Annotated in this window: 15 protein-coding genes and 1 tRNA gene; 13 read left to right on the top strand and 3 right to left on the bottom strand. The window is 64.0% G+C overall.

Going from position 1 to position 18,611, the window contains the following annotated elements:
• Positions 1-21: 21 nt before the first annotated feature.
• From K0U62_00655 to clpX, 5 genes are all read left to right on the top strand, one after another.
• Positions 22-94, top strand: a tRNA-Pro gene (locus K0U62_00655).
• A gap of 28 nt (positions 95-122) precedes the next feature.
• The gene (gene tig, locus K0U62_00650) at positions 123-1,481 is read left to right on the top strand and encodes a trigger factor (GenBank protein ID MCH9800025.1); all 1,359 of its coding nucleotides are present in this window, start codon (positions 123-125) and stop codon (positions 1,479-1,481) included.
• Positions 1,482-1,833: 352 nt separating this feature from the next.
• Positions 1,834-2,439 (top strand): ATP-dependent Clp protease proteolytic subunit, encoded by a 606-nt coding sequence (locus tag K0U62_00645; protein ID MCH9800024.1) that lies wholly within the window; start codon positions 1,834-1,836, stop codon positions 2,437-2,439.
• Complete coding sequence (locus K0U62_00640; protein ID MCH9800023.1) at positions 2,436-3,065, top strand: ATP-dependent Clp protease proteolytic subunit; 630 nt, start codon at positions 2,436-2,438, stop codon at positions 3,063-3,065. Before K0U62_00645 ends, K0U62_00640 begins: the two co-directional genes overlap by 4 nt.
• 156 nt (positions 3,066-3,221) lie before the next feature.
• Complete coding sequence (clpX, locus tag K0U62_00635) at positions 3,222-4,523, top strand: ATP-dependent Clp protease ATP-binding subunit ClpX (GenBank protein ID MCH9800022.1); 1,302 nt, start codon at positions 3,222-3,224, stop codon at positions 4,521-4,523.
• 169 nt (positions 4,524-4,692) lie between these two features.
• Here clpX and K0U62_00630 read toward each other — a convergent pair whose 3' ends face one another.
• From K0U62_00630 to K0U62_00620, 3 genes are all read right to left on the bottom strand, one after another.
• On the bottom strand, positions 4,693-5,799 hold the full coding sequence (locus tag K0U62_00630) for a hypothetical protein (GenBank protein MCH9800021.1): 1,107 nt from the start codon (positions 5,797-5,799) through the stop codon (positions 4,693-4,695).
• A 198-nt stretch (positions 5,800-5,997) separates the two neighbouring features.
• Complete coding sequence (gene valS, locus K0U62_00625; protein ID MCH9800020.1) at positions 5,998-8,538, bottom strand: valine--tRNA ligase; 2,541 nt, start codon at positions 8,536-8,538, stop codon at positions 5,998-6,000.
• A gap of 151 nt (positions 8,539-8,689) precedes the next feature.
• Entirely contained in the window at positions 8,690-10,753 is a 2,064-nt protein-coding gene (locus tag K0U62_00620) for an FUSC family protein (protein ID MCH9800019.1), read from the bottom strand.
• Positions 10,754-10,872: 119 nt separating this feature from the next.
• On the opposite strand from K0U62_00620, the gene K0U62_00615 reads away from it, so the two are divergent.
• From K0U62_00615 to K0U62_00580, 8 genes are all read left to right on the top strand, one after another.
• Positions 10,873-12,210: a dihydrofolate synthase gene (locus tag K0U62_00615; GenBank protein ID MCH9800018.1), complete on the top strand. Its 1,338-nt coding sequence runs from the start codon at positions 10,873-10,875 to the stop codon at positions 12,208-12,210.
• On the top strand, positions 12,207-12,620 hold the full coding sequence (locus K0U62_00610; GenBank protein MCH9800017.1) for a DUF4233 domain-containing protein: 414 nt from the start codon (positions 12,207-12,209) through the stop codon (positions 12,618-12,620). Before K0U62_00615 ends, K0U62_00610 begins: the two co-directional genes overlap by 4 nt.
• A complete protein-coding gene (ndk, locus tag K0U62_00605) occupies positions 12,613-13,020 on the top strand; it encodes a nucleoside-diphosphate kinase (protein ID MCH9800016.1) in 408 nt (135 codons plus the stop codon). Before K0U62_00610 ends, ndk begins: the two co-directional genes overlap by 8 nt.
• A gap of 146 nt (positions 13,021-13,166) precedes the next feature.
• Positions 13,167-14,198: a rod shape-determining protein gene (locus tag K0U62_00600; protein MCH9800015.1), complete on the top strand. Its 1,032-nt coding sequence runs from the start codon at positions 13,167-13,169 to the stop codon at positions 14,196-14,198.
• A gap of 3 nt (positions 14,199-14,201) precedes the next feature.
• Positions 14,202-15,086 (top strand): rod shape-determining protein MreC, encoded by an 885-nt coding sequence (locus tag K0U62_00595; GenBank protein ID MCH9800014.1) that lies wholly within the window; start codon positions 14,202-14,204, stop codon positions 15,084-15,086.
• The gene (locus K0U62_00590) at positions 15,083-15,613 is read left to right on the top strand and encodes a hypothetical protein (GenBank protein ID MCH9800013.1); all 531 of its coding nucleotides are present in this window, start codon (positions 15,083-15,085) and stop codon (positions 15,611-15,613) included. Before K0U62_00595 ends, K0U62_00590 begins: the two co-directional genes overlap by 4 nt.
• Before the next feature lie 3 nt (positions 15,614-15,616).
• The gene (gene mrdA / locus K0U62_00585; protein MCH9800012.1) at positions 15,617-17,668 is read left to right on the top strand and encodes a penicillin-binding protein 2; all 2,052 of its coding nucleotides are present in this window, start codon (positions 15,617-15,619) and stop codon (positions 17,666-17,668) included.
• On the top strand, positions 17,665-18,611 hold a 947-nt coding region (locus K0U62_00580), incomplete at its 3' end, for an FtsW/RodA/SpoVE family cell cycle protein (protein ID MCH9800011.1). The genes mrdA and K0U62_00580, both read left to right, overlap by 4 nt.

Below are 18,611 nucleotides of genomic sequence, written 5' to 3'. Positions count from 1 at the left end.
GCCCGTACACTAGAACACCGCCGGGGCGTAGCGTAGTGGCTAGCGCGCCTGCTTTGGGAGCAGGAGATCGGGAGTTCGAATCTCCCCGCCCCGACTACACCGGCACCTGAGTGAGGAGACCCGTGAAAAGCGACGTCGAGAAGTTGTCCGATACCCGCGTCAAATTGTCCGTCGAGATTCCGTTCGAGGATCTCACCGACGCTTTGGACGACGCCTACCAGCGCATTTCCCAGCAGGTGCAGATTCCGGGCTTCCGTCAGGGCAAGGTGCCGCAGCAAATCATTGATCAGCGCATCGGCCGCGGGGCCGTGTTGGAAGACGTCGTCAACAGCGCAGTCCCCGAGGCCTATGAGGAGGCGATCCGCGAGGCGGAAATCGTGCCGTTGGGTCAGCCACAGGTCGAGGTCACCGAGATCGAAGATGGCGAAAAGATCGCGTTCGTCGCTGAGGTCGATATCCGGCCGGAATTCGAACTCCCCGAGTACAAGGGGCTGCAGGTCGAGGTCGATCCGCTGGAGGTCACCGACGAGAACATCGCCGAGGAGTTGGACAACCTGCGCTCGCGGTTCGGATCCTTCAACGAGGTGGATCGGGCCGCCGCAGAAGGCGACGTGCTCCTCATCGACATCGCTGGCGAGTTCGAGGGTGAGCAGATCGACGATCTGTCCGCGCAAGCCATGTCCTACGAAATCGGCAAAGACGGCGTCCTCCCCGGCCTCGACGATGCAGTCACTGGCAAGTCTGCTGGTGACGACTCCGAGTTCACCTTCACCCCCGAGTTCGGGGAGTACGAGGGTAAGCCGCTTACGGTCAAGGTGGCGGTCAAGGCAGTACGTGAGAAGGTGCTTCCGCCGCTGGACGATGAACTAGCCATGATGGCCAGTGAGTTCGACACCCTCGATGAACTGCGTGGCGGCTTGCAGGAGCAACTGCAGCGTTCGTTGCTGGCCGACCGCGGTGCCGCGGCGCGAGCCAAGCTGCAGGAGGACTTGCTAGCAGCCTTCGAGGTGTCGGTGCCGGAGGGAATCGTGCAGGCCGAAGTGGACTCGCACTTCGAGGATCATGAAGACCACCCTGGTGGCGACGATGACAATCACCGCGCTGAAGTTGAGGCCAACGCCCGTGAGGCATTAAAGATGCAGTTCCTGATGGACGGCATCGCTGACGAGGAAGATCTGGCTGTTGGCGAGGCTGAACTGAGCCAATGGCTGGTCATGCAGGCTCCCCGGTATGGCATGAATCCGGATCAGTTGGCGCAGGCGTTGGTTGAGGCAGGGCAGGTGCCCATGGCGGTGGCGGAGGTTCGCCGCAGCAAAGCTATGGCATTCGTACTGCAAGAGGCCAACATCGTTGACACCAACGGCGAAAAGATCGATATCAGCCAGTTGGATCCTAGGTCGGCCGACGAGGAGACCGACGATGACGTGGCTGTTGACGCTGACGACGAAGTTGATGCAGACGCCGAGGACGAGGACAAATAACCCGCATCCGGCTAGCGCCGTTGGGTAGCGCTGGTGCTCGCTATCAGCGATGACGAGCGCCAACCGCAGTGATCGGACACGACCCCATCTCGTGGGTCGCTGCTGCCCGCCACTTTGACAACTTCGACCCGAGCGAAATCGCTACGGTCAATCCGCTGCCCGACAGAACCACCCAGGCGGTCCCAGTGTGTCCCCACGCCAACTCGGACCGATTTTGCGGATCAGATTGTGCCCAGCGCGAAACGGGGGGAGCGTCGGCAATGAACTCGCGGCAATAGCGTTACTGTTCTACAGACCACGACGCTATTGATCGGAGGCCAGCTTGAACGGGCATGGCGCATTCGGGCCGGAGTTGCCTGATTCCCGCGGTCGGGAACCAGGTGGTTTGGGGCTTGACGAAGGCATCTATCAGCGACTGCTCAAGGAGCGGATCATTTTCCTCGGCTCGGTTGTTGAGGATCAGATGGCCAACACCATCGCCGCACAGATTCTGCTGTTGGCGGCGGAGGATTCCGAGCGGGACATTTTCTTGTATATCAACTCGCCTGGTGGCTCAGTGTCTGCCGGCATGGCGATCTACGACACTATGCAGTACGTCCGCAACGACGTGGCAACTGTCGGCATGGGGCTCGCTGCCTCCATGGGTCAGTTCCTGCTGTGCGCCGGGGCGCCTGGCAAGCGCTACGCCTTGCCCCATGCGCGGATCATGATGCACCAGCCCTCGGGTGGCATCGGCGGTACTGCGTCGGACATCAAGATTCAGGCGGAGCAGATGCTCTACACCAAGAAAAAGATGGCTGAACTCATCGCTGAGCACACCGGTCAAAATCTCGACGCTATCGAGGCCGACTCTGACCGGGACCGGTGGTTCACCGCCGACGAGGCCAAAGATTACGGATTCGTTGACCAAGTAGTGGCCAGCGCCAGTGACGTCACCGGAGAGGGCGGCACCGCATGAGCACCATAACCGGACGCTACATCCTGCCGGAGTTCCGTGAGCGCGGCTCTGGCGGCATCGAGCGGCAGCACAATCCCTACACCAAACTGTTCGAGGAACGAATCATCTTCCTCGGGGTACAGATTGATGATGCCTCCGCCGACGACGTGATGGCGCAGTTGCTCTGCCTAGAGCAAATGGACAGCGACCGTGATATCTCCATCTACATCAACTCACCCGGTGGCTCCTACACCGCGATGACGGCGATCTACGACACCATGCAGTTCGTCAAGCCACAGATCCAGACCGTGTGTCTGGGCCAAGCGGCTTCCGCGGCTGCCGTCCTCTTAGCGGCCGGAACGCCCGGAAAGCGGTTTGCCTTGCCCCACGCCCGGATCCTGATCCACCAGCCCTATTCCGAGGGTCAGGGGCAGGGCTCCGATATCGAGATTCAGGCGAACGAGATTCTGCGGATGCGTTCCGAGATGGAGGGCATTTTGGCCCACCACACCGGGCGCACTGCGGAACAGGTCCGTGGCGACATCGAGCGGGACAAGATTCTGACCGCGGCCGATGCCAAGGAGTACGGCCTCGTGGACCAGGTGATCAGTTCCCGTAAGGCGGAGCCGACGGGCGCTCCTAGCTAGGTTGCGTTCCCATCACGAAGGCAAACCGCGCCGACTCTAAACGTCGTAGTTCGGGAATGCGTGGCAGACTATTCCCGTTGGGACTTCCAGAGGATTTCTGGATGTCATTAGGGATGTCGGTCCCGACAGTGGGTCCGACGCAGGAGGGAGGCGGCAGTGGCTCGTGTAGGCGATGGCGGTGATCTGCTGAAGTGCTCCTTCTGTGGCAAGAGCCAAAAGCAGGTTAAGAAACTGATCGCTGGCCCTGGCGTCTACATCTGCGATGAGTGCATTGATCTGTGCAACGAGATCATCGAAGAGGAGCTCACCGAGACCGCTGGTGCCTCGATGGAGGACTTGCCCAAGCCTCGCGATCTGTTCGATTTCCTCGATCAATACGTGATTGGGCAAGACAACGCCAAGAAGACGTTGTCGGTGGCGGTCTACAACCACTACAAGCGGCTGCAGAACAGTGACCGGGAGCGACCCCGGGATGAGTCAGTGGAGTTGGCGAAGTCCAACGTCCTCCTGCTGGGGCCGACGGGTTCCGGCAAGACGCTGTTGGCGCAAACGCTGGCTCGGCGACTCAACGTTCCGTTTGCCATTGCGGACGCGACCGCGCTGACCGAGGCGGGCTATGTCGGCGAGGATGTTGAGAACATTCTGCTGAAGCTCATCCAGGCTGCTGACTACGACGTCAAGAAGGCCGAGTCAGGCATCATCTACATCGACGAGATCGACAAGATCGCTCGCAAGAGCGAGAATCCCTCGATCACCCGGGATGTGTCGGGCGAAGGTGTGCAGCAGGCGTTGCTGAAGATCATGGAAGGCACCCAGGCATCGGTTCCGCCGCAAGGTGGTCGCAAACACCCCCACCAAGAGTTCATTCAGATCGACACCACCAATGTTCTGTTCATTGTCGGTGGCGCCTTTGCTGGTCTGGATCAGGTGATTGAGTCCCGCATCGGTTCCAAGCCGATCGGTTTCACCCACCATCAGTTGGCTGAGCAAGAAGAAGAGGCAAATGAGGCTGATGTCTTCAGTCAGGTGATGCCAGAAGATCTGTTGCGATTCGGGCTCATCCCCGAGTTCATCGGACGGATACCGGTTACCACCTCGGTCAGCGCGCTGGACCAAGAAGCGTTGGTTCAGGTGCTCACCGAGCCCCGCAACGCACTCACCAAGCAGTACCAGCGACTGTTTGAACTCGACGGCGTGGAACTGGACTTCGATACCAATGCTCTGCAGGCCATTGCTGACCTAGCAATCGAGCGAGGAACGGGTGCTCGCGGTTTGCGTTCCATCCTGGAAGACATCCTGCTGCACGTCATGTACGACGTTCCCAGCCGTAAGGACATCGCCAAAGTCGTGATTACCGAGAAGACGGTGTTGGAGCGGGAGACTCCGGTGATTCAGCCGCGGGAGATTACGCCGCGGCGCAAGCGCGATGCCGATTCGGGGGAGAGCGCTACCGCGTGAGTCGGCTGTCAGCCTGATCAGGCGAGTCCGAAAGCAACCAGCCCTGGGGTGTAGAAATCCCAGGACCCAATCCCCATGGCCACGTGGCCGCACCCAGTAACGCTCACGGTAGGCGCAGTATTTTCGGCTACATCGCCCTACTGGGGGTGGTTACGAATCCGAGATCGGATCAGCGAGAGCCAGCGCCGACGAACTCGCCAGCGGGGTAGGTGTCGGGAACGTAGTAGCCCTCCGGTGGCGGCGGAATCGGAGTACCCATCGGTACACTCGGATTCACCTCAGCCGCGATGTAGAAGCCTTCCGGCGGCGGCGGTACCGGGACCTCGGAATCACCCATGCCCGCAGCGGCTGCTGTTGGCAGGTAATAGCCCGCAGGAGGTGCAGTAATGGGGGTCTGTGAGTCCACGGCTGCGCCAGGTGTCGCGGCCGGCAGGTAGTAGCCCGCAGGAGGCACCGGTACGGCGGGCATCCCGGGGGGTGGCGCGTAGTCGGGGATCCGCTGGTAGCTGGGACTCTCTGGCTGCAACAGCCAATCGAACTGCTCCACAGCGGGTGGGCCAACTGGTGCAGCAACGGCTGCTGCTGGGGCCGCGGCCGACATCGGCTGTGGCTGTGTAGCAGGTGCAGGGGCGCCCCAGGTCACTGGACCCATCGGGTGCTCGTTGCGCTGCGCCGGGTTGGGCAGCGGCAGACCAGTGCCGGCAGTGACGCCACCGTCGGCGGTCTGGAAGCCAGGAACGGGATGAACCACCGGGTACTGCTGAGCGTTGTCGAGGGCTGGCGCCAGGATCTCGGCCAGTTGGCCGCGATCAATCCAATCCGGCAGCGGAACTCCCGGCATGATCGCTACGCTCACGCTGTTGATGTCGCGTGCCAGTGGAATGGCTGAAGCGGCGCCAGGCTTGGGCTGTGCATCCGGTGGGGTCAATGTGTAGCCGGGGGGTGGCTCGGGCAGGTCCGCGGGTGCCGCCTGCTCGGCGGGCAGAGTCAGTGAGTAGCCGGCCGGGGGTTCCGGGTAAGCCACCGTAGGCTCGGGCTGGGCAGCGGCTGGTTGTGCGGCGGGCTGCTGCGGGTAGGCGGCGGGTTGCTGCGGGTAGGCGGCGGGTTGCTGCGGGTAGGCGGCTGGTTGTGTGGCAGGTTGCTGCGGGTAGGCGGCTGGTTGTGCGGCGGGCTGCTGCGGGTAGGCGGCCGGTTGCGGCTGGGCCACGGGCGCACCGGGAACTGGTTGTGCTCCGGGGGTCATGGGCTGCTGCGTCCCTTGCTGCCACTCAGTCATGGCGACTCCTATCCACTGCCTACTGAAATAGTGTCACTAGTGATCGGCGCCTGCTACGACATTCTTGAACAAATTTGGTCTTTGGCGCACGCCGCCGCCTGATTCAGCAGGCCAGAAAAGCCCGTGACAGCCCACAAACCCCAGTTCGAGTGGTTCTGCGCCGGGTTAGCGGCTCATCAAGGGGTGTCCCGGAACAGCTCAGGGCTCAAGATCTAGATCCACCTGCTCCACCGACAACTCTGCCTCGCTGGCGGTTAACTTCAGTTCCGCCACCCGGCCAGCAGCGGCTAGATCGTCGCTGGCGGAACGCACTCGGTCCAAGGTCGCTTCCCGGCCGGTGACACTGGCCAGCAGCACTGGCGTGCGCATCCCCACCTTCGCTTCGCTCTTGGCTTTCCGAATCCCGCTCAGCACGACGCCGACGTCGGTCAGGGTTTGCGCGTCGCCAGCCTCAGCACCCGGCAATTCCGCCGGTGTCGGCCACGACTGGGCGTGAATCGAACCTGTTTGCCACCAACTCCATACCTCTTCGGTCACAAACGGCAGGAACGGGGCGAACAGACGCAGCAGCACCGCCAGCGCTTCTCGTAGCGCTGCGCGAGCGGAGTCGCGGGCAGCGGGATCCTGATCGTCACCGGCCCGCTGCTTCACCAACTCCAGATAGTCGTCACAGAATGTCCAAAAGAAGGTCTCAGTGGCCTCTAGCGCCTTGGTGTAGTTGTAGCCGTCCAACTCAGCGGTCGCGCGTTCCACGACGTCACGCAGCCCAGCCAGCATCGCCAAATCCAGCGGCTGCGTCGGAGCGGCCGCCACCAGCTCGGGTGCCGACAACAGCACGAACCGCGACGCGTTCAGAAGCTTGATCGCCAGTCGGCGACCAATCTTCATCTGGCCTTCATCGAAGGCGGTGTCGGTGCCCGGTCGGCCGCTGGCCGCCCAGTAGCGCACCGCGTCAGAACCATGTTTCTCCAACAACCCCATCGGGGTGACTACATTGCCTTTGGACTTCGACATCTTCTTACGGTCTGGATCCAGAATCCATCCGGAGATGGCGGCATCCGACCAGGGCAGCCGGTCGTCCTCCAAGTGGGAGCGCACCACCGTGGAGAACAGCCAAGTGCGGATGATCTCGTGGGCCTGTGGCCGCAAATCCATCGGCGCCACCCGCTGCCACAGGTCCTCGTCGGTGGCCCAGCCACCGGCGATCTGCGGGGTGAGCGAGGAGGTTGCCCAGGTGTCCATCACGTCGGGGTCGCCGATGAAGCCGCCCGGCTCACCGCGTTGTTCTTCGGTGAAACCGGCCGGACAATCCGATGACGGATCAACCGGGAGTTCAGCTCGGGTGGGGGCGATCGGATGGTCGTAGTCGGGGTTGCCACTGTCATCGAGGCGGTACCACACCGGGATCGGCACACCGAAGAAACGTTGCCGGGAAATCAGCCAGTCACCGTTGAGTCCGGACACCCAGTTCTCGTAGCGGACCCGCATGTTGTTTGGATGCCAGTTCAGGTCGCGACCACGCTGGATCAACTGCTCGCGCAGCTCGTCGTCGCGGCCGCCGTTGCGCAGGTACCACTGCCGGGTGGTCACGATCTCCAGCGGCCGTTCGCCCTTTTCGAAGAACTTCACCGGGTGGGTGATCGGTCGCGGTTCACCATGTAGGTCGCCGCTTTCTTGCAGCAACTCCACCATGTTCTTTTGGGCGGTGAACACAGTGGCCCCCGCCAACTTCTCGTAGGCGGTTTGTGCGGCCTCACCAGTGATCCAACTTGGCACTTCGCGTGAGACCCGACCGTCCCAGCCAATGATCGGCCGGGTGTCCAAGTCGAGTTCCCGCCACCAGGTCACGTCGGTGGTGTCGCCGAAGGTACAGATCATGGCGATGCCGGAGCCCTTTTCCGGGTCTGCCAAAGGATGCGCCACCACCGGCACCTCCACACCGAACACTGGAGTGGTGACAGTGCTGCCGAACAACCCTTGGTAACGCTCATCGTCGGGATGCGCGACCAGCGCAACGCATGCTGCTAACAGTTCGGGGCGAGTGGTTTCGATGAACACCGGCTCACCGTCGGGGCGGTGGAAGGAAACTCGATGGTAGGCGCCGGGTCGTTCGCGATCCTCTAACTCTGCCTGGGCGACAGCGGTGCGGAAGGTGATATCCCACAGCGTGGGTGCTTCACTCTGGTAAGCCTCGCCTCGTTCCAGGTTGCGCAGGAAGGCCAACTGCGAGGTGAGTCGAGCGTTGCGGTCGATCGTTTGGTAGGTCTGGGTCCAGTCCACGCTGATGCCCAGATGACGCCACAGTGCCTCGAACTCCTTCTCGTCCTCTTCGGTGAGTTGCTCACACAGGTGCACGAAGTTGCGGCGACTGATTGGAAGTTGCCGTTTCGGGTCGGGCTTTTCCGGCGGACTGAAGTCCGGGTCGTAGGGCAGGCTCGGGTCGCAGCGGACACCGAAGTAGTTCTGCACTCGACGCTCCGTGGGCAGGCCGTTGTCGTCCCACCCCATCGGGTAGAACACAGCTTTGCCTTGCATCCGCTGATAGCGCGCGATGCAGTCGGTGTGCGTGTAGGAGAACACGTGACCCACATGCAGCGACCCGCTGACCGTCGGCGGCGGGGTGTCGATGCTGTAGATCTGCGATCGGTCGCGACTGCGATCAAACCGGTAGAGCTGCTCCTGCTCCCAGTTCGCTTCCCACTTGTCCTCTAGCCCTTCAAGTGAGGGGCGATCGGGCATGGCGACCTGAGTGTCAGAAAGGGTGTGGGTCATAGTGCCTGATTCTATGCTGCCGGCCTAGCCCGGATGTCACGCTGCCCGCAGCGCCGCGAAACGTATGGTGCCCGGTGTCGAGTGAGGTGGGGCTCAAACCGGTGTCAGTTATCGCTGCCTAGTTCGGCAGCGAATATTTGCTGGACAGTTCTGCTGCGGTGAGGGCGGCGCCCCGAGACTCCCGCGCCACGACCAACAGCAGGTCACCTAGCGGTCCGCTGGGTGAGTCGGGGTCCTCATGCCACGGCTCTAGTTGGCTGGGATTCGTGGCGGTACCACCAGCCAGGAGTTTCGCAGTTGTGTGCATGTCGGCGGTGGCCTGCTCGGCCAAGTGCTGGCCGCGACGAGAGTGGTCAGTGCCATCCCGCATCAGCGTCGCTGCTGCACCGGCAGCCCGTTCAACGCTGTGAATCCGTGTGAACATTCGTTGCCCGTCGGTCTTAGCGAACCCCGGTCCCAGCGGATCGAGTTCGAGAACGTGGAGGTGATGTTGCACTGGAACCCGGTAGTCCCGCAGCCGATGATGGGCCCGGCGTGCCGCGGCCGCCGCACCGGCGGATCGCCCGCCCACGAGATCCGCCAACGAACTAAGCCATACCGATACTGCGTCGGCGTAGTCGCGCAGTTCCCGTCGCAGGCTATTCGGGGATCCCAGCGGCACGAGCAACACCAGCACGATCACCAGCGCACAGCCGATCAAGGTGTCCAGGAACCGATCCAGCACGACTTGTTGGGCACTGAGCCCACCGCTAGCGGCCAGCGACTTGGTCAACACCACCCACGACGCCATGGCCATTGCGTAGAGGCCAGCATTGGCTGACACCACGATGAACACCGAAATCGTGAGCAGGGCGACGAAGACCAAAGCGATCGTGGTTCGGTCGTTAGCGATTAACACCATCGGAACGACCACTGCAACCGCAGCCGCAGTACCGAGTGCTCGCGCAATGGTTTCGGCACTGACGGCACTTTGTGCGGGACGCAGTAGGGCGACCGCCGTGGCCGCCACCCAGTACCCGTAGGTCAGATCGAGTAGTTGCGCGATGGCCAGACCAGCAACAGCGGCAAAAGCGAGTCGCATCCCGCTTTTGATGTCCCACCGATGCGGTCGGAACAGTTCGCGCATGCCGGTAAAGACCGGTTCCACCTCTCGCGTCCGTTGCAGTCGGGCTTGCGTCAGTCGCTCGACATGGATGGCGATGTCGCGGGCTTCCATCGCCACCGACCGAGCCAGGAGTGAGTAGGAGTCATCGGCGACCATGCGTGCGGCTCGCTCTCGCTCCGCTGCGATCTCGCGCAACTGCCGCTGCACCTGGGTCCGCACCCGGGGGCTGGCCCCAGTCCGTTCCAGCAGCGTCGCTACCGCATCTAGCAGCGCGACCGAGGTGTCGATCGCTTCGGTAAGGCCCTTGCCCCGCGGAGAGTCGGTGGCGAAAAGAGTTTGCGCCCGGATCGCGGAAGCTTCCTGTCGTAGCGCTTCCGTTTGCAGCAGTAATTCATGGAGTTCAAAACTGCGTTCCCGGCCCAAGTCCGACCGCCGCAGCGCCCGGTCTGCTTCCGCCAGCGCATTCTCCGCCGCCTGTCCGGTTCCGGATTTGCTGCGCTCGGTGGCGTCCGCCAAGTGATCGGCTACTCGCCGCATCGCGGTAGCGAGCGGGCGACGTTCCACCAGATCCGCCTGCCAGGGGGAAGCCAGCCAGGTAAACAACGCCTGGGAAAGGCCAGCCGCCAGCAGGATTGGAACTGCCCACAAGTCCAAGTACCCCTGACTTTCGGTTAATGCCAGAAAGGCCGTCATGGTCACGATGTCGGCGAACAGCCGGCTCAACGCCGGCTGCCGGCCAGCCAGCGCACCTGCGGCATAGGCAGCCAACACGATCAGTACCGCCGGAACGGCCGGTCCAGTCGTCACCGCAGCCGCCGCGACCACCACGGTGATGGCAGCCGTTTCCAGCACCATGATCTTCACCGTGAAAGCCGGTGGGTCAGTAGCGCGGTCTTGTAAACCCACAAACAGCCCCATCGAGGCGGCCAGACTTCCCAGCTGCGGGTTGGCGATCACACTGACCGTGATCAGGATGGCCATCACCATGACAGCACGCCGCAGCGCCGACCATCGGCGGAACCGGGCCCGGTCGACGTGGAAGACGTTGTGGGCGATGGCGCCCACGTACTGCATCACACCGGAATCCTGCTGCAACCGGGCCCTTGATTGCATCCCGATTGCCAACTCTGGCTATGCCGCGGCGGGTGCGGAGGTACAAATCGGCCGTTGACCTGCCGGTGGCATAGACTTCGGAGGTGCTGGAACAAGCAGAGTTACCCGAACTCGATGACATCCTCGACGAGTTATTGGACCGGCAACCGGAAACCGACCCGGTTCCCACCTTGGACCGAGTCGCGGCCGTGCTGGAACTCATGGGTGACCCGCAACGCACGATGCAGGTTCTGCACGTGGCCGGCACTAATGGCAAAACCTCGACTAGTCGCATGGTTGACCAGTTACTAACCGCAGCCGGGATTCGCACCGGCCGGTTCACCAGCCCACACTTGCGGTCCGTCACCGAGCGGATCTGTCTGGACAACGAAGACATCAGTGCAGCGGCCTTGGTCGCTGCGTATGAAGAAATCCGGCCGCTGCTGGACATCATCGACCAGCGAGAAGAAGAGGCGGGACAACCGCCTTTGACTTTTTTTGAAGCGTTGACCTGTGTGGCCTTCGCGGCCTTCGCGGACGCGCCAGTGGACGTGGCGGTATTGGAGGTGGGACTGGGCGGTCGCTGGGACGCCACCAACGTGGCCGACGGGCGAGTCGCGGTGATCACCCCCATCGACCTCGACCACGTCGGCATCTTGGGGGACACCATCACCGCTATCGCCGCGGAGAAAGCGGCGATCATCAAACCTGGCGCGATCGCGGTCGTCGGCCCGCAGCAGCCGGAAGCGTTGGCAGTCGTGCGGGAACGCTGTGAAGAAGTAGGCGCCCAGATGCGGGTCTTCGGCGAAGATTTCGGCATCGATTCGCGCGCGGTCGCTCTCGGTGGTCAGGTTTTGGACCTGTTTGGTGTCGAAGGTCGCTACCCGGAGATCTTCCTGCCGGTGATTGGTCAGCATCAGGCCGAGAACGCGGCGGTGGCGTTGGCGGCGGTCGAAGCGTTACTGGTTGAGGGGTTGCCACTGTCCGGGGAGGTAGCAGCCAGCCTCGGCGGCGTCACCAGCCCAGGTCGGCTGGAGGCCGTGCACCGCAACCCCACCATCTTGGTGGACTCCGCTCACAACCCGGCCGCGGCACACGTTCTCGCGGCGGCTCTCCAGGACTCCTACACTTTCACCGACCTCACCGTGGTGTTCGCGGCGATGGCCGACAAGGACCTCCGCGGAATGTTGCAGGCGCTAGAACCAGTGGCCCCGCTGCTGGTCGCCACCCGCAACAGTTCCCCCCGATCGGCATCGGCGGAGCAGGTGGGCGAAATGGCAACCGAAATCTTCGGCTCGGATCGAGTGGTGATCATCCCGGAGCTGGAGCAAGCCCTCTCGTCGGCGGAGCAGTTGGCACGTGAGCGGGCTGGTGCCGTCCTGGCGTGCGGCTCGGTGGTCACCGCAGCCGACGCGGCCGTGTGGGCGGAGGGTCAGCCGTGAGGGTGTTGTGTTCGGCAGTTCTTGCCTTCGAATGGATCGTGTTGGCGTTGGCGATCCCGGTCGCCATTAACGTCTCCGATGTCTCCGCCGACACCGCCTGGACCATCTTCGCCATTGCCAGCGTGCTGACGTTGGCGGCTCTGGCGTTGATGCGCACCCCGGCGGGGCTGTGGCTGGGCTGGTCGGTGCAGGCAGTGGCGTTGATCTCGGGACTGTGGGTGCCGATGTTGGGGATCATGGCGTTGATCTTCGCGGCGCTGTACTTCACCGGCATACGACTAGGTGGCCGTGTCGATCAGATCAAGGCAGAACGAGAGGCGGCCGCAGCCCAAGCCGACGCTACCGGCACAATGGCTGAGCCGAACAATGCCAGCGATGCCGGCACCGTGACTGAGGAGAACCATGACTGAGCGCACCCTGATCCTGATCAAGCCTGATGGCGTGACCCGCGGCCTCGTGGGGGAGGTTCTGGCCCGGCTGGAGCGCAAAGGGTTCACCCTGGTCGCGCTGGATCTGCGCACCATCGACGCCGAAACCGCCGGTGAGCACTACGCCGAGCACCGCGACAAGCCGTTCTTCGGTGAGTTGGTGGAGTTCATCACCAGCGGGCCGTTGGTGGCCGGAGTCATCGAGGGGCCAGCGGCCATCTCGTCGTGGCGCACCATGATGGGTGCGACGAACCCCGCCGACGCTGCCCCTGGCACCATCCGAGGTGATTTTGCCACCGAAATGCAGTTCAACGTGGCGCACGGTTCCGACAGCCCGGAGTCGGCAGCGCGCGAGATCGGGATCTTCTTCCCGAACCTGTAGCGGGACGGTCCGGCAGCAAGTTCGCGGGAAGTCCGGAAGTCTCCTTCCGCTGCGGCGAATCGCGAAGTAGAGTGGCGGCCTGACGCTTCGGGTTGGGGCGCGTCACACGTTGGGAAATGTCCACGGTGGACATGTTTGGGGTAGCCATGGGCTTCGAGAATGTCGTCATGGGCCGCGATCTCGCGGTCGATCTCGGCACCGCCAACACGCTCGTCTACGTCAAAGGACGCGGCATCGCCCTCGACGAGCCCAGCGTGGTGGCCCTCGACGACGCCTCCGGCGCGGTGATTGCGGTCGGCGCCCGGGCCAAGGACATGCTGGGCCGGACCCCCGGCGAAGTGCAGGTCACTCGACCGTTGTCCCAAGGCGTGATCGCTGACTTTGAAGCCACCGAAGACATGCTGCGTCATTTCATTCAGCGCGCACAGCCGCGCCGGGCGCTGGCGAAACCACGGATCGTGGTGTGTGTGCCCTCCGGCATCACCGGAGTGGAACGTCGGGCGGTAGAAGACGCCGGCTACTCCGCCGGCGCTCGTCGAGTGTTCCTGATCGAAGAGCCGATGGCAGCCGCGATCGGGGCAGGTCTGCCGGTGTACGAGGCAGCGGGCAGCATGGTCGTCGATATCGGGGGTGGCACCACCGAGGTCGCCGTCATCTCCCTCGGTGGCGTGGTGGTCAGCCTGTCCGCCCGTGTCGGTGGCGACGCCATGGACGACGCCATCATCCAGTACTTCAAGAAGGAGTACTCGTTGCTGCTGGGGGAGCGGACCGCCGAGCGACTTAAAACCAGCGTCGGGTCGGCCTACCCGATCCCGGAGGAACCAGACGCCGAGATTCGCGGTCGAGACCTCGTCAGCGGCCTACCCCGCACCGTCGTGGTCAGCGCTCGCGACATCCGCGACGCCCTCGACGGTCCGGTGACCGGCATCATCGATTCGGTGCGCACCACCCTGGATCGCACCCCACCGGAACTCGCTGGTGATGTGATGGATCGCGGCATCGTGCTCACCGGCGGCGGTGCTCAACTGGCGGGCTTGGCAGAGCGGTTGCACCACGAAACTCGGATGCCGGTGCGCGTCGCCCCCGATCCGCAGTACTGCGTGGTGCGAGGTGCCGGCCGTTGTGTGGAGGAGTTTTCTGCCCTGGAACCGCTACTCATGAACCGGCCGAGGCGGTAACCGGTGGCGGTACGGGGCGGTATCGAGGCCACGCCAGTTCAGCGGGAGTCAGCCCCGGTGCACCGGCGACGCCGACGTCCGCTCGCAGTCACAGTGCTGGTCTTGGGGCTAGTTGCGGTGTCGCTGATGTTGTTGGACTTACAAGGCAGCGCCACCGGCTATTTGCGGCAAGCGGGGATGGCGGTCGGCGGACCGCTGCAAAGTTGGGCTGATTCCGCACTGGGTGCGGTGCCCGACCTGGCAGCCCAGCGGCAAAATCCAGAACAGGTACAGCAGGAACTGGCGGCCGCGCAGCGGCGGGAAGCGGAACTGCTGCTGCGGTTGGACCAGCAGGAAGAGCAGTTGGCGCGACGCGATAGCCCGGCCCCGGAGCAGTTGGCGACGGTGACGGCAGCGGTGGTGGCGGCCGGCCCGGCGTATTCCCGCACCCGGATCACCGTTGGTGCTGGCCGAAACGACGGCGTCGTTGCCGACACCGCGGTCCTGTCCGGCGGTGCCCTGGTCGGTCGGGTGACCGACGTCAGCCGCAGCACTGCCACGGTGCAACTCATCAACGATGCCGACAGTCAGGTGGCGGTGCGTGTGCGCGACTCCCGCGAACTCGCACTGGTCTCCGGTGCTACCCAAGGCGCCGAGCTGCAGTTGGAACTGTTCGACCCGCTGGTGCAAATCAAACCCGACCAACGTCTCGTCACCGTCGGGTCACCCGGAGGGCGCCCGTTCCCACCCGGACTAGCAGCGGGGTCGGTCGGCACCGTGACTGGAGAGCCTGGTTCGCTGGACCGCAGCATTACCGTCACCCCCGCCGTTGACTTGACCAGCTTGGACGAAGTCAACATCCTGCTCGCCGACGGTGACGGCGCCCAACAGATTGGGGAGGCGCAGTGACTCCCCGGCAATACCAGTACCTGACCATGGGTCTGTTGGTGGTCGCGGCCGTGTTGGCGCAAACTCTGCTGGCGGCCCGGCTGCCGCTGCCCGGCCCACCGGTCGGCATTGCGCTGGCGATGGTGATCGCGATCGGCCTCGCCGGTGGCAGCACGTCCGGGGCGGTGGCCGGTTTCAGTGCCGGTCTACTGCTCGACGTTTTCCCGCCCGCCGCGACGACCTTGGGCGTCTCGGCCTTGGCGCTGTTGGTGGCGGGAACGCTCGCGGGTCGAGTTCCCGATCCGCGCGGGTTAGCACCGGCGCAAGTCGCCGGGCTACTGGCCGGGATCGCCGCACTCACCTGGCTGCTGGTGCAAGCGTTGTTCTGGTTACTCGGTGATCCAGTAGCACCGGCGAGTTGGTTGCTCTGGTTCGTCGTCGGGGTCACGGTCGTCGGGTTAGCGCTGGCCCCGGCGGTGGCGTGGCTGCTGCGTCGTTTCGTCCCCGGGCGCCGGTCGCGCCGCCGACCAGCAGTGCCGACGGGGTGACCTGTGCTGGCCCGATCAAATACTCGACTGCTGATCCTGGGTGTGCTGCTGGCTGCCCTGTTGGCTGCGCTGGCGCTGCGGGCGGTGCAACTGACCCTGGTGCGCGGGCCTGACCTCGCCGGTGCTGCCGAAACCGCCCGCACCCGGCAGTTGCCGGACCCCGCCCCCCGCGGCCTGATCGTGGACATGTCCGGTAAACCGCTGGTGGGGAACAGTCCGCAGGCTGCGTTGGCCGTGGATCGGCAGGCTCTCGCTGAGCAGCCGGACGAGGGTGCGGCGATGCTGGCGGAGGCAGCAACCGCGTTGGGGATGACCCGCTCGCAGGTGAAGCGGCGGCTGATTTCCTGCGTCGAACCGGATGCTCCGCCGCGACCCATCTGCGACGATGGAAGCCCTGCGGCGGCAGTGGTCATCGCCAGCGGCAGCGGTGATGAGCAGCACCTGCTCGGTATCGCTGAGAACCCGCAGCGCTACCCCGGGCTGCGGGTGGTGGCTACCGTTCGCCGCAGCTACCCGTTCACGGGCGTCACCGCCGGTCACCTGCTCGGTCATTTGGGGGAGGCCAGCCCGGAAGATATGACTGCCGCCGAGGCTGCGGGTTACACGTTGACCTCAGCAGACCGGATCGGCCGCAGCGGTTTGGAGCAACAGTACGACGCTGACTTGCGCGGCGTCCCCGGTGAGCGGCGCGTGGTCGTAGACACCAGCGGTCAGGCGGTGGGCGAGGAGCAGGTGGAACTAGCCGTCCCCGGCAATAACTTGGTCACCAGCATCAATGTGGACCTGCAACAACGAGTGGAACGCGAACTCGCTAACGCGCTGGCTCGCACCGGCAGCCGCAAAGCCACCGGTGCTGCGGTGGTGTTGGCTGCGGATACCGGCCGGATCCTGGCGATCTCGTCACAACCGGACTACGACCCGCGTGACTGGGTGGGCGGAATCGCCACCGAGGACTACCGAGAACTGTCACGAGCCGGAGCGCTGGTCGACTATTCGGTGCAGGGGCAACTGCCGCCGGGCTCGATCTTCAAACCGATCACTGTTGCCGCGATGCAACGCAGCGGCTACTCGCTGACCGACAGCTACGACTGTCCTGCCTCGTATCAGGCCGGTGGTCGCAAGTTCACCAACTTCAACAGTGAGGCCTACGGCTACATCTCGTTGCGTCGTGCCATTGAGGTCTCCTGCAACACCGTGTTTTACCGGGCTGGTGATCGGTTGTGGCGTAAGGGCGGCGGCGAACGAGCCGGCAGCGATGAAGTGGATCCGATTGCCCGCGCCGCCAAGACCTTCGGTTTGGGGAAACTCACCGGCATTGACCTGCCCGGGGAAGCGACCGGCAGCGTCGCCAGTCCAGCCGCCAAATACGACCTGTGGCAGGAACGCAAAGACGCCTGGTGTGCAGCCGCTAAGCGGGGGTACCCGAAACTGCGGCGCACCGATCCGGCGTTGGCCCGCTACTACACCGCGTTGGATCGGGAGAACTGTAAGTCCGGTCAACGCTGGCGGCAAGGGGATGCGATCAACGCCGCCATCGGTCAGGGCTTGACTACCGTCACTCCCATTCAGATGGCGGCTGCCTACGCCGCCATCGGCAACGGTGGCACCCTGGTGGTGCCGGCAGCGGCCCGCGCGGTGGTGGATCAGCAAGGCGAGGTAGTGCGCGACATCTCACCGCGGGATCACGGTCAGGTGAAGGTGCCGCAGCGCACATTGAAGTTCCTGCGTTCCGCGATGACTGGCGTGCCCCAGTCCGGAACCGCTGCCGAAGCGTTCAGTGGGTTCCCATTGCAACGGTTCCCGGTTGCCGGCAAAACTGGCTCGGCGCAGATCGAAGGGAAACAGTCCACCTCCTGGTTCGCCTCGTTCGCTCCCGCCCAAGACCCCCAGTACGTCGTGGTGGTGATGATCACCGAAGGTGGCACTGGCGGAGAGAACGCCGCACCGGCAGCGCGTGGCATTTACGAATCGTTGTTTGGCGTTGGCAGCAAACCAGTGTTCCCGCGTCGGGGACCTGAGCAAGACATTCCCAAGATTTCCGGGGTGCGGCAATGACGTTGCTCGATGGCCCCAACTCCCCTAGTTCGGCAGCAGATCCTCGCCGGCGGCGGTCGCGTTCCCGCGGCAGGTTGACCGGGTGGGACCCAGTGCTCACCGGAGCTTCGTTGGTGTTGTCACTGATCGGTTCGTTGTTCGTGGCCTCGGCCGGCGGTGCCGGGTTGGGTCGGCGACAAGTGCTGTCGCTGCTGGCGGCATTGGTGGTGTGTTACCTGGTGTCGCGGGTGGAGCCCCGCTCGCTGCGGGCCTGGGCGCCGGCGCTGTATCTGGCGTCGCTGGGTTTCGTGTTGTTGGCGTTCTCCCCGTTAGGGGTCGAGATCGCCGGGGCGCGCGCCTGGGTGGCGCTGCCGCTGGGATTCACGTTGCAGCCGTCCGAGTTCGCCAAGTTGGGTTTGGTGCTGGCGTTGGCGGTTACTTTGGCTGGTGGGCGGGACAGTGCGGCTCCGGACAACCGGTCAGTGGTGCAAGCGCTTGCGCTCGCGGCGGCACCGATCGCGCTGGTGTTGATTGGCAACGACACCGGTTCAGCGTTAGTCATCACCGCCATTGTGGCCGCGGTGTTGCTGGTGGCTGGCGTGTCGTGGCGCTGGTTGACCGGACTGGCTGCCGCTGGCGCAGCGGTCGCAGTGGTGGCGGTGTCTGCTGGCCTGTTGGCCGACTACCAGATGCAACGGCTGTTGGCGTTCCTGGACCCGGAAGCGGATCCGACCGGGTTCGGGTTGAACGCGCTGCAATCGCGGGTGGCGATTGGCTCTGGTGGGCTGACCGGCCAAGGCCTGTTCGCCGGCCCACAAACCCAAGGCGACTTTGTCCCGGTCAGTGACTCTGACTTCATCCTGAGCGTAGTGGGGGAGGAAGCCGGGCTGCTAGGCATCCTGCTGGTCATCGGACTGCTCGCGGTGGTGTTGTGGCGGGGCTGGGTGATCGCGTTGACGGCCCG

This window comes from Actinomycetes bacterium (assembly GCA_022599915.1).
In the GTDB taxonomy this organism is placed as follows: domain Bacteria; phylum Actinomycetota; class Actinomycetes; order S36-B12.
The sequence above is the reverse complement of the archived record's forward strand: the minus strand, read 5'-3'. Positions and strand labels throughout refer to the sequence as shown.